The organism is Embleya scabrispora (assembly GCF_002024165.1).
GTDB classification, from domain to species: domain Bacteria; phylum Actinomycetota; class Actinomycetes; order Streptomycetales; family Streptomycetaceae; genus Embleya; species Embleya scabrispora_A.
Map to the genome: position 1 here is coordinate 2,544,155 of NZ_MWQN01000001.1, position 14,994 is coordinate 2,559,148.

The following is a 14,994-nucleotide window of genomic DNA, read 5'->3' on the forward strand; positions in this document are numbered from 1 at the left end:
CACCAGGCTACCGACCGCGCGGCGCGGGCCCGCCCGCCGCCGCCTCCCGGGACGCGTTCGCGAGGAAAAGCCGACCCGGCTCCGACGCGGGGACACCGGCTGCCGGCACCATGGAGGCCGACACACGGCGGAAGAGGGACCCAAGGCAATGGCGAAGCGGCTCAACCCGGGCGTGGCCGTCGCGGGCATCACCATCGCCGCGCTGGTCGGCGTCGGCTTCCTCGCGGTCCAGGCGGCGAACTCCGCACCGGAGAATCGGGGGATAGCGCGCACGAGCACCCCGACCCCCTCCGGCGCCTCCGGGGCGCCCGTGGCGCCGGTCTACGTCCCGCCCGCGGTGCCCGCCAACTCCGGCACCGGCAAGCGGGTCGTCTACTCGCTCAAGGACAGCCACGTCTGGCTGGTCGACGAGGCCGAGCGCATGTTGCGCGAGTATCCGGTGGCCGCCGCGCCGATCAAGCCGCAGCCGGGCACGTTCCAGGTGACGCTGAAGAAGGAGGAGGCGCAGACCGGCAGCGACGGCCTGCGGATCACCTACTCCGTGCGCTTCGGCGCGGTGCAGGGCGTGCCGCTCGGCTTCGCGGCCACGGACACCCCGCTGGAGCAGATCGACGGCGGCGCCAAGCCCGGCCCCTCCCCCACCGGCACCGCCCGTCCGCGCACCTCCGCACCGCCCGCCAAGCAGAGCGCGGGCATCCGCTCGAAGCCGGACGACGGCGTCGCGCTGTGGAACTTCGCCCCGGTCGGCACACCCGTCATCGTGGTGCCCTGAGCCCCGGTCGCGACGCGCCGGGCCCAGGCGGCGGTGCCCTGGGCCCCGCCGCGGTGCCCTGGGCCCCGCCGCGGTGCCCTGAACCGTTCGGGCCCGCCACGCCACGCCCACCATTGTCCGATTCGGCGGCCTTTCTTCGGCTTTGCCCACATATCATCGGGACGATGATCCCTCCGGTCACACCGGCCCCACCGGGCGCACGCGGGCGGCCGGTGGGGCCGTCAGGGCAATGGCACCGAGGAACAGGTGGGCGGCGTGGCGCACGACTCCTCCGGTCCGAGCGGTCCCGGTGACGTCCAGGGGCCGACTCCCCGGCGCAGGCTGTTCGACTATCCCCGGAGCAATCGCCGGGGTCCGCGCCGTTGGCTGCCCTCGTTCAAGCACCTGCTCACCCTGCTGCTCCTGGCGCTCTCCGGCCTGTTCGCCGCCGTGGGCCTGGTCTACGCGATCACCCCGGTTCCCGAGACGGTCAACGCGCAGGCCCGGCAGGAGAGCAACGTCTGGAACTGGAGCGACGGCACCGAGATCACCCGCACCGGCGCCACCAACCGGCAGGCGGTGCCGCTGGCCGCGATCCCGATCGACGTGCAACACGCGGTGCTCGCCGCCGAGGACCGCTCGTTCTACTCGAACTCCGGGGTCTCGATCACCGGCACCGTCCGCGCCCTGCTGAGCAATCTCGCCGGCGGCGGAGGCGGCCTCCAGGGCGGCTCGACGATCACCCAGCAGTACGTCAAGAACGTCTATCTCACCCAGGAACAGACCCTCGGCCGCAAGTTCAAGGAAGCGATCATCGCGGTCAAGCTCGACCGCACCGTGCCCAAGGACGACATCCTCACCGGCTACCTCAACAGCGTGTACTTCGGGCGCGGCGCCTACGGCGTCGAGGCCGCCGCCCAGGCGTACTACGGCGTGGACGTCGGGCAGCTCACCGTCGAACAGGGCGCCTACCTCGCGGTGTTGCTCAACGCGCCGAGCGCCAACGACGTGCGCAACGCGGGCGAGTCGGGGCGGCGGCGCATCCTCGCCCGGTGGAACTACGTGCTCGACGGCATGGTCAAGGAGAAGTGGCTGACCCCCGAGCGGCGCGCCGGCATCGTCTTCCCGGAGCCGGTCGATCCTCGCCCGGCGGCCAACCTGGCCGGGGTCAACGGCTACCTGGTCGAGATGGCCAAGCGCTACCTGCTCGACCACAAGGTGGTCGACGAGGTCCGGCTCGACGCGGGCGGCTACGCGATCACCACCACGTTCGACAGGCACAAGACCGAGACGCTGTACAAGACCGTCCAGGACCAACTCGCCCAGTCGCTCGACCCCGCCGACCGCTCCGTCGACGTCGGGGTGCGGGTGGCCGCCGCGTCCGTGGAGCCCGCCACCGGGCGCATCGTCGCGGTCTACGGCGGCCCGAACTACGTCAAACAGTTCGTCAACGACGCCACCCGCCGCGATGTACAGGTCGGCTCCACGTTCAAGCCGTTCGTGCTCGCCGCCGGACTGCGCGACGGCGCGCAGGGCCCGGACGGCAGACGGGTCCGGATCACCCCGGCCACGGTCTACAACGGCAACGACAACGTGGTGATCCGCTATCCGAACGGCAAGCCGGTGATCGAGAACGGGGTCCCGTGGCAACCCGGCAACGAGGACGGGGCGAGCTACGGGCAGATCACCCTGGCCCGGGCCATGGACCGGTCGGTGAACACCGCCTACACCCAACTCGGCATGGACGTGGGCGCCGATCGGGTGGTGCGGGCCGCGGTGGACGCGGGACTGCCCGCGACCACGCCGGGATTGCGCCCCGTACCGTCCGTCTCGCTGGGCACCTCCACACCCAGTGCCCTGGACATGGCCTCGGCCTACGCCACCTTCGCCGCCGAGGGCAAGCAGCACGACGCGTACCCGGTGGACCGGCTCAGCCGCGGCGGCGACACGATCGACCTGCCGGACCACGACGCCAAGGACGCCTACGACAGCCGGCAGGCGGACGCGGTCACCCGGGTGTTGCGCGGCGTCGTGGACGACGGCACCGGATTTCGCGCGCAGGCGCTGAACCGCCCGGCGGCGGGCAAGACCGGCACCACCGACGACAACCGTTCGGCCTGGTTCGTCGGGTACACCCCGGACCTGGCCACCTCGATGGGCATGTTCCGCGAGGACGCCGGCACGCACGCGTTCCTGTCCCTGTCCGGGGTCGCCGGGTTGGCCCGGGTGGACGGCGGCAACCTGCCGACCCGGATGTGGACGACCTACATGCGCGCCGCGCTCGCCGGCGCCGGCGTCGCCGACTTCCCGGAGGACACCGAGGGCGGCCTCGGCGGTCCCGACACCGCTCTGGTGCCGCCGAGCACCGGTACGCCGCCGCCCGGCACGGCGCCTTCGACGACGGCGCCCGCGAGCAGCGCGCCGCCGACCACCACCGCGCCGACCACCGCGGCGCCGACCGGCACCTCCTCGCCGGGTGCGACCACCGGCGGCGGAGCGACCACGCGCCCGCCGAGCCGGTCCCCGAACCCGCCCGAGACGCCCGCCTCCCAGTCCCCGGGAGCGGGCACCTGACGGGGGCCTGTCCGGCGGATCGCGCCGGCGCCGGGCGTCAGCCCGCCAACCCGTCCAGGTCGGCGCCGGCCCAGCGGGCCCCGATCCCGGTCACCCGGATCGTGCGCACCTCGTCGCCGGCGAAGTCGCCCGCGCTCGCCGCGAGCGGGTCGGCCTCGGCGTGGTCACGGTCGATGGCCACCTCCAGGCGGTCCTCGGTCAGGTCCTCGACCATGCCCTCGCCCCACTCCACGACGGTCACCGACTCGTCGAGCGAGGCGTCGAGGTCGAGGCCGTCGATCTCCGCGGTGACGTCGGCGGAGCCGCCGAGTCGATAGGCGTCGACGTGCACCAGGGCCGGGCCGCCGACCTCGGACGGATGTACGCGGGCGATCACGAACGTCGGCGAGGTCACCGCGCCGCGCACGCCCAGGCCCGTCCCGATGCCCTGGGTCAGGGTCGTCTTGCCCGCGCCCAGGCCGCCGGACAACACCAGCAGGTCGCCCGCCCGCAACACCTTCGCCAACCGGGCGCCCAGCGCGCGCGTGTCCGCGCCGCCGGCGACCGTCACGGTCACACTTCGCACCACTTCAGCACTCCCACCACGCCGGTCCGTCGGCCCGAACCGCCTCGGACCCCACCGTCGTCCCGAATCCGCCCGCGGCTCGGGACCCCTGCACGGGATCACTCTCCGTCAGGATCCCGACCCGCGTCGAATCCGACCGGTGCGGACGATTCGCCGCGCCCGCGCCCACCGGATTTCCCGACGCGCCCACCGGGCGCGCTCGTGGCACGCGCGAGCAGCCCGCGCAGCGCCGCGTTCACCACCTCCGGATGCTCCAGCGGGGTCAGGTGTCCGGAGTCCGGCACGATCAGCAACTCGGCACCGGGCAGCGCCTCCTTGATCGCCTCGCTGTGCGAGGCGGGCGCGATCAGGTCGCCCTCCCCGGCCACCACCAGCGTCTCCACCGATTCCAGCGCCGGCAGCGCGGCCAGCTTGTCGTGCGTCTCGAACGCGGGGAAGAACTCGGCGATCACGTCGATCGGCGTGCCCGAGATCATCCGGTCGGTGAACCGCACCAGGGTGGGGTCCACCTCCGAGTCGAAGGCGTATCGCTCGGTGAACAGGTACACCAGGTCGCGGGCCGCGCGCCGGCCCGCCTCCACCAGCGCGGCGCGCCGGCCGAGGGTACGCAGCAGCCCCGGCGCGATCCGGTGCACCAACCGGGCCCCGGCCGCCGGGATGCCCAGCGTCACCGTCGCCCAGCGGCCCGCCGACGTGTTCATCAGCGCGACGCCGATCACCCGCTCCCCGAACAGCTCGGGGTGCTGGTCGGCGAGCGCCATGATGGTCATCCCGCCCATCGAGTGGCCGAGCAGCACCAGGGGCCCCTCGGGCGCGAGCTCGCCGAGCACGGTGTACAGGTCGGCGCCGAGGTGGTCGATCGTCGAGGTCTCCGGCGCGCCGCGACCGGAGCGGCCGTGGCTGCGCTGGTCGTAGAACACCAGCCGGTATTCGTCGCGCAACGCGGCCCGCTGGTAGTGCCAGCAGTCCATGTCGAGGCAGTAGCCGTGGCACAACACCACCGTCACCGGGGCGTCGCGGTCGCCGTCCACCTCGGCGTACAACTCGACGCCGTCATCGGCGGTGATCAGGTGCGGCTCGCCGCGCAGCGTGCCGAACTCGGCGAGCGCGTCCAATTGGGCCTCGGTACGGCGGCGGAAGGCGCGGCCGACCGTCATGCGCTCTATCGCCACGCCCGCGGCGGCGCCCGCCGCGAGCACACCGACCGCGGCGCCGAGGATGCCGGCCCGGCGGCCGAGCGCGCGACCGGCGCCCGAGGCGGCGGGCACGGGGGTGGCGGGCAGGGGGGTGGTCACGACGCGCCCGTCCCGGTGTGGACCCTGGGCACCCGGGCGCCGATGCGGGTGACGATCTCGTAGGAGATGGTGCCGATCGCCACCGCCCAGTCCTCGGCGGTGGGCTCACCCCGGTCGCCGGGGCCGAACAGGATCGCCTCGTCGCCCGCGCTCGCCTCGTCGTCGCCGAGGTCGACCACGAACTGGTCCATCGCCACCCGGCCCGCGATCGTGCGCCGCCGCCCCGCCACCTGGACCGGGCCGACGTTGCTCGCGTGGCGGGGGATGCCGTCGGCGTAACCGGTGGGGATCAGCGCGAGGTTGGTGTCCCTCGGCGCGATCCAGGCGTGCCCGTAGGAGACGCCGTGGCCGGCCGGCACCCGCTTGACCCCGGCCAGGTTCGCCGCCAGCGTCATCGCCGGGCGCAGGCCGAAGTCGGCCGGGCCGCCGACCTCGGGCACGGGCGAGAGGCCGTAGCCGGCCAGGCCGACCCGGACCAGGTCGAAGTGCGTGTCGGGCAGGAGCAGTGTGGCCGGCGAGTTGGCCATGTGCCGCACCTCGGGGGTGACCCCGCGGCCCTCGGCGTGGGCGAGCATCGCCACGAACTCGTCCAGTTGGGCCGGCACGGACGGATGTCCGGGCTCGTCGGCGCAGGCGAAGTGCGACCACAGGCCGACCACCTCGACCGAGCCGTCGGCCTCGGCCTTGAGCGCGGCGTCGACCAGGGCCGGCCAGTCGGCGGGCGTGCAGCCGTTGCGCCCCAGGCCGGTGTCCGCCTTCAGGTGCACGCGCGCCGGTCGCTCGGCCGCCCGGGCGGCCGCCACCACCTCGCGCAGCGCCCACGCTCCGCTCACCGAGATGTCCACGTCGGCGCGCACCGCGTCCTCGAAGGCGTCCCCCGGGGCCCACAGCCAGGTGAGCACCCGGCCGGTGTCGCCCGCCGCGCGCAGCGCCAGCGCCTCCTCGACCACGGCGGTGCCCAGCCAGGTCGCGCCGCCCGCGCGGGCCGCGCGGGCGCAGGGGACCATGCCGTGTCCGTAGGCGTTCGACTTGACCACGCTCATCACCGCCGCCGACCCCACCCGGGCCCGGATGGCCGCGATGTTGTCCCGAATCGCATCCAGATCGATCCGCGCTTCGGCACGCATGGGGCAGGTGGTCCTTCCGACGACGATCATCGAACACGAGTCCGGGGCGCGGTCCCGGCCGGCCGCCGGGCCCGGAAGATCCCCGAGCTCAAGACTCCCAGTGTGGCAGGCCCGAACCCGGGCGGCGTCCTCCTCACGTGCCGGTGACGTCCGCCCACACCCCGGGCAGCGCCCGGACCAGGTCCGGCGCGGTCACCGGGCCGGGCAGCGTCCGGGCGGCCAGTCCGTGCAGCCAGGCGGCCACCGAGCCGGCGTCCAGCGCGTCCAGACCGGCCGCGAGCAGCGCGCCGGCCAGGCCGGAGAGCACGTCGCCGCTGCCCGCGGTGGCCAGGCGCGGGGTGCCGGTGGGATTGACCCGGGCCCGGCCGTCGGGCGCGGCGATCACCGTGGTGGAGCCCTTGAGCAGGACCACGCAGCGGTACAGCGCGGCGAGCCGGCGCGCGTGCTCCAACCGCGCCGCCTCGATCCGCTCGCGGGTGACCTCGACGCCCGCGGCGGCGAACAGGCGCACCGCCTCGCCCGCGTGCGGGGTCAACAGCGCCGGGGCGGGCCGGGTGCCGGGGGCGGAGCGGGCGAGCAGGGTCAGGCCGTCCGCGTCCACCAGCACGGGCACCTCCGCGCCCAGCACGCTCGCGAAGCGCGCCTCGGCGTCCGGGTCGGTGTCCAGGCCGGGACCGACCACCCACGCCTGCACCCGGCCGGCCTCCGCCGGGGGCGCCTGGGTCGCCAGCGCCTCCGGGTGGGCCGCGAGCACCGGGCCGAGCACGGCGGCCGGCCCCGTGCAGCGGACCGCGCCGACCCCGCCGCGCACCGCCGCGCCGACCACCAGGACCGCCGCGCCCGGGTAGCGGGGCGAGCCCGCGGCCACGCCGAGCACACCGCGCGAATACTTGTCGCTCTCCCCCGAGGGGGTGGGCAGCAGCCGGGCCACGTCGTCGAGTTGCAGCACGGTCGGATTCGGCTCCGGCAGGTGCGGGCCGAGGCCGATGTCGACCAGGTGCACCACCCCCGCGTGGGCCGCGCCGGGGTCGATCAGCAGGCCCGGTTTGTGGGTGCCGAAGGTGACCGTCACATCGGCCCGTACCGCCGCGCCCGCGACCTCGCCGGTGTCCGCGTCCACCCCGCTGGGCACGTCGACCGCGACCACCATCGCCCCCGACACCCGGGCGAGCAGCGCGGCGGCCGTCGGTCGCAGTGCGCCCCGGCCGCCGATCCCGACGATGCCGTCCAGGACCAGGTCGGCCCGGCCGAGCAGGCCGGCGAGGCCCGGGCGGTCCGGGTCGACCGCGTCCAGCGCCCGTACGCCGGCCGCCCGGGCCCAGGCGAGGCCGGCCGCGTGGGCCCGGTCCGGGGCGAGCAGCAGGGCGTCCACGCGCGCGCCGCGCCGGGCCAGCATGCCGCCCGCGTACAGCGCGTCGCCGCCGTTGTCGCCGCTGCCCACCAGGAGCACCACGCGGGCGCCGTAGACCCGGTCGAGCAGGCGCACGCAGGTGCCGGCCAGCCCGGCCGCGGCGCGGCGCATCAGGGTGCCCTCGGGCAGCGTCGCGAGCAGCGCGGCCTCCGCGGCGCGTACCTGCTCGACCGTGTGTGCGGCGCGCATGGGCGACCCCCTAGCCCTCGGCGATGACGACAGCGGAAGCGATGCCCGCGTCGTGGCTGAGCGACACATGCCAGTGCATCACACCCAACTCGGCGGCGCGCGCGGCTACCGTGCCGGTGACGGCCAGCAGTGGGCGGCCGGAGTCCTCGGTGGTCACCTCGGCGTCCAGCCAGTGCAGTCCGCCGGGCGCGCCGAGCGCCTTGGCCAGTGCCTCCTTGGCGGCGAAGCGCGCGGCCAGCGAGGCGACCCCGCGGGGCTGTCCGGGACGCACGTTCCGCTCCGCCTCGGTGAACAGCCGATCGGCCAGTCCGGGCGTGCGCTCCAGCGACTGCCCGAAGCGTGCGATGTCCGCCACGTCGATACCCACACCGATGATCACGGCCCGAGCCTATTGCCGGGCACGGCGCCGAAGGACACACACCGACCCGGGCTCGGCGCACCGCGCGCCGACAACGCGGCCGGGCCGCATCCCCGGCGGGGACGCGGCCCGATCGGCTCGCGAAACGGTCCTGCGCGGTGCTCGTGGCGGCGTACCCCCGCCCGCTCAGGAGGCTTCGACAACCTCCGATGTGCGAGTCCGCCCGGCGATGGTGACCGGCGCCTCGACCCGCCGCACCGCGGGGGCGCGCCGGGGGGCCCGCTGACCCAGCACCATCGCGCCCAGGGCGATCACCAGGCCGAGCACCTGGAGCGGGGTCAGCGTCTGGCCCAGCACGATCAGGCCGGCGAGCGTGGCGATCACCGGGTTGACCAGGCCGAGGAAGGAGGCCACCCCGGCGCCGAGCCGCTCGATGCCGCGGAACCACAGGACGTAGGCGAGCGCGGTGCCGATCAGCACGAGGTAGCCGAAGCCGAGCAGGTTGCGGCCGGTGGGCACCGGCGGCATGCCCTCGACGGCGAACATCAGCGGGACGATGACCATGCCGCCGACGGTGAGCTGCCAACCGGTGGTGGCCAGGAGCGAGACGCCCTCGGGACGACCCCAGCGGGCCGACATCACCACGCCGGCCGCCATCAAGGTGGTGGCGACGAGCATCAGGCCGACCCCGATCGGGTCGATCTTCGCCTGCGAGCTGAGCACCAGCAGGCCGACCCCGATCACCCCGCCGACACCGGCGAGCAGGACCCGGGGCTGCGTGCGCACCTTCAGGATCAGAAACGACAGGCCCGCGACGATCAGCGGCGACACCGCGCCGATCGTGGCGGCGACACCGCCGGGCAGGCGGTAGGCGCCGGCGAAGATCAGCGGGAAGAACAGTCCGACGTTGAGCATCCCCAGGACGAACGAGCGCCACCACCACACGCCGGTGGGCAGTCGGCGCGCCAGGGCGACCAGGATCAGCCCCGCGGGCAGCGCCCGCACGCCCGCCGCGAGCAGCGGCCGGTCCGCCGGGAGCATCTGCGTGGTCACGAGGTAGGTGGTCCCCCACGTGGCCGGGGCCACGGCCGTCGCCAGGAGCATTCCCAGGCGACCGAGTCCCTTGCTACCGCCCTGCACCGCCATGACCTTCACCTCAACGCTAGTTTTACGAGCACTGACTATCTCAACGTTGAGATAAGTAAATACCCAGGGTCTGCGAGCGTCAAGTAGATGAGCGTTGAGATAAATTGGAGCCATGACAGGACGCGACGCAATTGATGACGTATGGGACCAATGGCACCGTGAACGCCCCGAGATCGACCCCGACCTGCTGGACGTGATGGCCGCAGTCGGCCGCATGAACCGACTGCGCCGCCACATCGACCAGACGTTGCGGACCTACTTCGCCCGATACGGGCTCGACTTCTCCGAGTTCGACGTGCTGGCCACGCTGCGCCGCTCCGGCGGCGCCGAGGGGGTCAGCGCGGGCACGCTGCTGCGCTCGGCGATGGTGACGTCGGGCGCGATCACCAACCGGGTGGACAAGCTCACCGCCAAGGGCCTGGTCGAGCGCTCGGTCTGCGCGGAGGACCGCCGCTCGGTCCGGGTCAAGCTGACCCCGGAGGGCATCCGGCTCGTGGACGACATCCTGCTCGGCCACATCGAGAACGAGGCACGCTTCCTGGCCGTACTCGACGCAGACGAGCGCGACCTGCTCAACAACTTGCTACGCAAACTGCTGATCGCGCAGGGGGATACGCACTTGGGTTGATCGGCGGGAGGGGGCGGGGCGGGGGTGGGAGGGGTGGGTGGGTCGGGATCGCGGCGAGGGCGGAGGGGCGGGCCGGGGTCGCGACGGGAGCGGGAGGGTGGGCGCGGTCGCGACGGGGGCGGGTGGGTGGGCGCGGTCGCGGCGGGGGCGGGTGGGTGGGCGCGGGGGCGGAGGGGCGGGCCGGGGTCGCGGCGAGAGCGGGTGGGTGGGCGCGGTCGCGGCGAGAGCAGGAGGGTGGGCGCGGTCGCGGCGAGAGCAGGACGGCAGGCACAGTCGCGACGAGAGCGAAAGGGTGGGCGCGGTCGCGACGGGAGGGCAGGGGTGGGCCGGGGTCGTGGTGGCGGCGGCGGCTTTTTATTGGGCGCTTCGCGCCGGCTCGCGAGGCACCGCTTTTCTGCTCCCCCGCTTCGCTCCTCCGCAGAAAAGCGGCACCCCGCTCGCGGCTGTGCGCCCCTCCGCTTCGCTCCGGGTCGCCCAGCCTAAAAAAACAAGGCGGCTCCGCCGCTCTCCGCGCTTCGCGCGTCGATCACCACCTCGGCCCCACTCGTGGGCGCTGACGCGCCGACGGGGTGCACCAACGACTCGGGTCACCGGGCAAGGCCCACATCGCGGCGGTGGCCAGGCGGGGCGGGACCCGCGTCGTGTCGCGAGCCTGGCCTCCCCGCCCCTCACCCCCGTGGCGCGTCAGCGCCCACGAGAAGGGCCGCCCACGCGATCGACGCGCGCAGCGCGGAGAGCGGCGGAGCCGCCGCTTGTTTTTTTAGGCTGGGCGACCCGGAGCGAAGCGGAGGGGCGCACAGCCGCGAGCGGGGTGCCGCTTTTCTGCGGAGGAGCGAAGCGGGGGAGCAGAAAAGCGGTGCCTCGCGAGCCGGCGCGAAGCGCCCAATAAAAAGCCGCCGCCGCCACCACGACCCCGGCCCACCCTTTCACTCCCGTCGCGACTCCGGCCCGGAGCCCTACCACCGCCGCGACCCCGGCCCGGAGCCTTAACCGTCACGACTCCGGCCCGGAGCCCCCGCGCCCCCTACTCCACCGTCACCGACTTCGCCAAGTTCCGCGGCTGGTCCACCTCGTGCCCCTTGGCCGTGGCCAGTTCACACGCGAACACCTGGAGCGGCACCGTGGACACCAGCGGCTGCAGCAGTACCGGCGTGGCCGGGATGCGCACCAGGTGGTCGGCGTACGGCACGACCGCCTCGTCGCCCTCCTCGGCGATCACGATGGTGCGCGCGCCCCGGGCCCGGATCTCCTGGATGTTGGACACGATCTTGTCGTGCAGCACCGAGCGCCCGCGCGGCGACGGGACCACCACGACCACCGGCAGGCCCTCCTCGATCAGCGCGATCGGGCCGTGCTTGAGCTCGCCCGCGGCGAAGCCCTCGGCGTGCATGTACGCCAGTTCCTTGAGCTTCAGCGCGCCTTCGAGGGCCACGGGGTAACCCACGTGCCGGCCCAGGAACAACACCGAGCCCGCGTCCTTGAGCGATCGCGCCAACTCGCGCACCGGCTCCATGGTGTCCAGGACCTTGTCCACCATCTCGGGCATCGCCGCGAGCTGCTCGATCACCTCGGTGATCTCGTCGCCCCACTTGGTGCCGCGCACCTGGCCCAGGTACAGCGCGACCAGATAGCACGCGACCAGCTGGGTCAGGAACGCCTTCGTCGAGGCCACCGCGACCTCGGGGCCGGCGTGCGTGTACAGCACGGCGTCCGCCTCGCGCGGCATCGTCGAGCCGTTGGTGTTGCAGATGACCAGTACCTTGGCGCCCTGCTCGCGGGCATGCCGCTGGGCCATCAGGGTGTCCATCGTCTCGCCGGACTGCGAGATCGTCACCACCAGCGTCTGCCGGTCCAGGATCGGGTCGCGGTAGCGGAACTCGCTGGCCAGCTCGACCTCGCAGGGCACCCGGGTCCAGTGCTCGATCGCGTACTTGGCGATCAGGCCCGCGTGGAACGAGGTGCCACAGGCGATGATCACCACCTTGTCGATCTCGCGCAGCACCTCGTCGGCGATCCGCACCTCGTCGAGCACCAGGCGCCCGTCGGTGCCGATCCGGCCCAGCAGGGTGTCGCCGACCGCCTTGGGCTGCTCGGCGATCTCCTTGAGCATGAAGTAGTCGTAGCCGTCCTTCTCCGCGGCCGACACATCCCAGTCGACGTGGTACTCGCGAAAGGCCGCCGGCGCGCCGTGGAAGTCGGTCACCGTGACGCTGTCCCGGCGCAGCTCCACGACCTGGTCCTGACCCAGCTCGATCGCCTCGCGCGTGTGCTCGATGAACGCGGCCACATCCGACGCCAGGAAGTTCTCGCCGACGCCGCGACCGACCACCAGCGGGGAGTTGCGGCGCGCGCCGACCACCACGTCGGGGGCGTCGGCATGCGTCGCGACCAGGGTGAACGCGCCCTCCAGGCGGCGGCAGACCCGGCGCATCGCCTCGGCCAGGTCCTGCCCCGCGCCCGGGAACTCCTCGGCCAGCAGGTGCGCGACGACCTCGGTGTCCGTCTCGGAGGCCAGCTTGTGCCCGCGCTCGGTCAGCTCGGCCCGCAACGCCGCGAAGTTCTCGATGATCCCGTTGTGCACGACCGCGACCCGGCCCGCGTTGTCCAGGTGCGGATGCGCGTTCACGTCGTTGGGCGCGCCGTGTGTGGCCCACCGCGTATGACCGATGCCGCACGTCCCCACCGGAAGCGGCGACTGCGTCAGCGCGTCCACGAGGTTGGCCAGTTTCCCGGCCCGCTTCTCGCTCACCAGCGCCCCGTCCACGAGCACGGCCACCCCGGCCGAGTCGTAGCCGCGGTACTCCAGCCGCCTGAGCCCGCCGATGACCACATCCAGCGCCGATTGAGCGCCCACATATCCCACAATCCCGCACATGGGGGCCAGCCTACGGGGTCCGCATCCGGCCGGCGGAAAGGCGTTCGACGGCCCGGCGACGGGCGGCCCGCGCCCACTGGCGACAATGAGCGGGTGCATTCCTTCGCGGCTCAGGGGCCGGCTCGCGACCTGTCCCCCTTCGTCGAACTCGACCGCGCCGCCTGGACCCGACTTCGGGCCGGGACGCCGCTGCCGCTCACCGCGGACGAACTCGAGCGCCTGCGCGGCCTGGGCGACGTGGTGGACCTGGACGAGGTCTCCGACGTCTACCTGCCGCTGTCGCGCCTGCTCAACCTCTACGTCGGCGCCACCCGGGGTCTGGGTCGCGCGCTCACCACGTTCCTGGGCAACGGCGAGAACCCGGGGATACCGTTCGTGATCGGCGTCGCCGGCAGCGTCGCCGTCGGCAAGAGCACCACCGCGCGCATCCTGCGCGAACTGCTCGCCCGCTGGCCCGACCATCCGCACGTGGAACTGCTGACCACCGACGGCTTCCTGTACCCCAACGAGGAGTTGGAACGCCGCGGCATCATGCACCGCAAGGGTTTCCCCGAGTCCTACGACCGGCGGGCCCTGGTGCGCTTCGTGGCCGACGTCAAGGCGGGCAAGCCCGAGGTCACCGCGCCGGTCTACTCGCACCTGACCTACGACATCGTGCCGAACGAGCGGCTGACCATCCACCGGCCCGACATCCTGATCGTCGAGGGCCTCAACGTGCTGCAACCGGCGTCGCCGACCGCCGACGGGCGCCCCCGGCTCGCGCTGTCCGACTTCTTCGACTTCAGCGTGTACGTGGACGCGCGCACCCAGGACATCCGCCGCTGGTACCTGGAGCGCTTCCTCAAGCTGCGCCAGACCGCGTTCCGCGACCCGGCCTCGTACTTCCGCAAGTACGCGGTGATGACGCCCGACGACGCGCTGCGCTACGCGGAGAACACGTGGGCGACGATCAACGAGGTCAATCTCGTGCAGAACATCCGCCCCACCCGCGGGCGCGCCACGCTGGTGCTGCAAAAGGACGCGGAACACGCGGTGAGCCGACTGCGGCTGCGGAAGTTGTGAACCCGGGTACCTTCACGGGATGTTTCATCTTCGGCTGATCGTCCCCGTCGAGCGCAGCGCCGCCGTGCGCGACCTGCTGCTCACCGAGCCCGGAGCCACCCACCTGGTGATCTGGCCGGGCGCCGCGGTACAGCCCGCGGGCGACGTGATCTCCTGCGACCTCGCCCGTGAGGCCACCAGTTCGGTGATCGCCGAACTGCGCGCGCTGAACCTGCACCGGGACGGCTCGATCGCGCTCGAGGACCTGGACGTGATGTTGTCCCGCTCCGCCGACGAGGCGGAGCGGGACGCGCCGGGCGAGAGCGCCGACTCCGTGGTCTGGGAGGAGATCGAGGAGGCCACCTCCGAGGAGTCCACCCTCTCGGTGACGTTCCTGGCCTTCTTGACGGTGGCCACCATGATCGCGGCGTGCGGCGTGCTGCTCGACAACGCCATCCTGATCGTCGGCGCGATGGTGGTCGGTCCCGAGTTCGGCCCGCTGGCCGGACTGTGCGTGGCCGCGGTACAGCGCCGGCCCCGGCTCGCCGCCCGCTCCGGGCTCGCCCTGCTGATCGGCTTCCCGGTCGCGATGCTGGCCACCATGGCCTTCACCGCGCTCCTGGGCGTGCTCGGCCTGTTCGAGCGAGACATGCTGGAACGCCCGCGCCCGCTCACCGAGTTCATCTATCAACCGGACTGGCTGTCGTTCTGGGTCGCGATGTTGGCCGGTGTCGCGGGCATGCTCTCGTTGACCAGCGCCAAGTCCGGCGCGCTGATCGGTGTGCTGATCTCGGTCACCACCGTGCCCGCCGCCGCGAACGCGGCGGTGGCGATCTGGTACACCGACTACGCGCAGGCGGGCGGCTCGCTGGGCCAACTCGGCCTGAACCTGGTCGCCATCGTCATCGCCGGCACCCTGACGCTGCTCGTCCAGCGCGGCCTGTGGAACCTGCGGGCGGCACGCACCAAGCGGCGGCCCCCGGCCGTCGCGCCGGGAGCCGCCGAGTCGTCGTGAACCCGCGCGGGTTCGACCG

At 73.4% G+C, this 14,994-nt stretch carries 12 protein-coding genes; 5 read left to right on the top strand and 7 right to left on the bottom strand.

Annotation, left to right across the window (positions count from 1 at the left end; genetic code table 11):
- Nucleotides 1-148 precede the first annotated feature (148 nt).
- Together B4N89_RS11015 and B4N89_RS11020 are read left to right on the top strand one after the other, a co-directional pair.
- Nucleotides 149-772: a L,D-transpeptidase family protein gene (locus B4N89_RS11015; RefSeq protein WP_078975701.1), complete on the top strand. Its 624-nt coding sequence runs from the start codon at nt 149-151 to the stop codon at nt 770-772.
- Nucleotides 773-1,027: 255 nt separating this feature from the next.
- On the top strand, nt 1,028-3,325 hold the full coding sequence (locus tag B4N89_RS11020; RefSeq protein WP_161500692.1) for a transglycosylase domain-containing protein: 2,298 nt from the start codon (nt 1,028-1,030) through the stop codon (nt 3,323-3,325).
- Between the two features lie 37 nt (nt 3,326-3,362).
- Here B4N89_RS11020 and tsaE read toward each other — a convergent pair whose 3' ends face one another.
- The 6 genes from tsaE to B4N89_RS11050 form a co-directional block, all read right to left on the bottom strand.
- Nucleotides 3,363-3,881 carry a tRNA (adenosine(37)-N6)-threonylcarbamoyltransferase complex ATPase subunit type 1 TsaE gene (gene tsaE / locus B4N89_RS11025; RefSeq protein ID WP_078975703.1) on the bottom strand — a complete coding sequence of 173 codons (519 nt, stop codon included), beginning with the start codon at nt 3,879-3,881 and terminating at the stop codon, nt 3,363-3,365.
- A 107-nt stretch (nt 3,882-3,988) separates the two neighbouring features.
- Nucleotides 3,989-5,185 carry an alpha/beta fold hydrolase gene (locus B4N89_RS11030; protein ID WP_235618566.1) on the bottom strand — a complete coding sequence of 399 codons (1,197 nt, stop codon included), beginning with the start codon at nt 5,183-5,185 and terminating at the stop codon, nt 3,989-3,991.
- Entirely contained in the window at nt 5,182-6,312 is a 1,131-nt protein-coding gene (alr, locus tag B4N89_RS11035; protein ID WP_078975705.1) for an alanine racemase, read from the bottom strand. The genes B4N89_RS11030 and alr overlap by 4 nt, the downstream gene beginning before the upstream one ends.
- Before the next feature lie 133 nt (nt 6,313-6,445).
- Nucleotides 6,446-7,912, bottom strand: coding sequence for an NAD(P)H-hydrate dehydratase (locus B4N89_RS11040; RefSeq protein WP_078975706.1), 1,467 nt, complete (start codon nt 7,910-7,912; stop codon nt 6,446-6,448).
- Nucleotides 7,913-7,922: 10 nt separating this feature from the next.
- A complete protein-coding gene (locus B4N89_RS11045; protein ID WP_078975707.1) occupies nt 7,923-8,291 on the bottom strand; it encodes a holo-ACP synthase in 369 nt (122 codons plus the stop codon).
- A 165-nt stretch (nt 8,292-8,456) separates the two neighbouring features.
- The gene (locus tag B4N89_RS11050; RefSeq protein ID WP_235618567.1) at nt 8,457-9,416 is read right to left on the bottom strand and encodes an EamA family transporter; all 960 of its coding nucleotides are present in this window, start codon (nt 9,414-9,416) and stop codon (nt 8,457-8,459) included.
- Nucleotides 9,417-9,528: 112 nt separating this feature from the next.
- Between B4N89_RS11050 and B4N89_RS11055 the strand changes: the two genes are divergently transcribed.
- The gene (locus B4N89_RS11055) at nt 9,529-10,044 is read left to right on the top strand and encodes a MarR family winged helix-turn-helix transcriptional regulator (RefSeq protein WP_078975708.1); all 516 of its coding nucleotides are present in this window, start codon (nt 9,529-9,531) and stop codon (nt 10,042-10,044) included.
- A gap of 1,024 nt (nt 10,045-11,068) precedes the next feature.
- On the opposite strand, the gene glmS is transcribed toward B4N89_RS11055, so the two are convergent.
- Nucleotides 11,069-12,919 carry a glutamine--fructose-6-phosphate transaminase (isomerizing) gene (gene glmS / locus B4N89_RS11060; protein ID WP_078975709.1) on the bottom strand — a complete coding sequence of 617 codons (1,851 nt, stop codon included), beginning with the start codon at nt 12,917-12,919 and terminating at the stop codon, nt 11,069-11,071.
- Between the two features lie 93 nt (nt 12,920-13,012).
- Between glmS and coaA the strand changes: the two genes are divergently transcribed.
- Together coaA and B4N89_RS11070 are read left to right on the top strand one after the other, a co-directional pair.
- Complete coding sequence (coaA, locus tag B4N89_RS11065) at nt 13,013-13,981, top strand: type I pantothenate kinase (protein WP_078975710.1); 969 nt, start codon at nt 13,013-13,015, stop codon at nt 13,979-13,981.
- A gap of 19 nt (nt 13,982-14,000) precedes the next feature.
- A complete protein-coding gene (locus tag B4N89_RS11070; RefSeq protein WP_078975711.1) occupies nt 14,001-14,975 on the top strand; it encodes a DUF389 domain-containing protein in 975 nt (324 codons plus the stop codon).
- Nucleotides 14,976-14,994 lie beyond the last annotated feature (19 nt).

Coding starts and splice junctions, on each gene's coding strand:
- B4N89_RS11015 (WP_078975701.1), top strand. CDS start 149: ATGGCGAAGCGGCTCAACCCGGGCGTGGCCGTCGCGGGCATCACCATC.
- alr (WP_078975705.1), bottom strand. CDS start 6,312: ATGCGTGCCGAAGCGCGGATCGATCTGGATGCGATTCGGGACAACATC.
- B4N89_RS11040 (WP_078975706.1), bottom strand. CDS start 7,912: ATGCGCGCCGCACACACGGTCGAGCAGGTACGCGCCGCGGAGGCCGCG.
- B4N89_RS11050 (WP_235618567.1), bottom strand. CDS start 9,416: ATGGCGGTGCAGGGCGGTAGCAAGGGACTCGGTCGCCTGGGAATGCTC.
- B4N89_RS11055 (WP_078975708.1), top strand. CDS start 9,529: ATGACAGGACGCGACGCAATTGATGACGTATGGGACCAATGGCACCGT.
- glmS (WP_078975709.1), bottom strand. CDS start 12,919: ATGTGCGGGATTGTGGGATATGTGGGCGCTCAATCGGCGCTGGATGTG.
- B4N89_RS11070 (WP_078975711.1), top strand. CDS start 14,001: ATGTTTCATCTTCGGCTGATCGTCCCCGTCGAGCGCAGCGCCGCCGTG.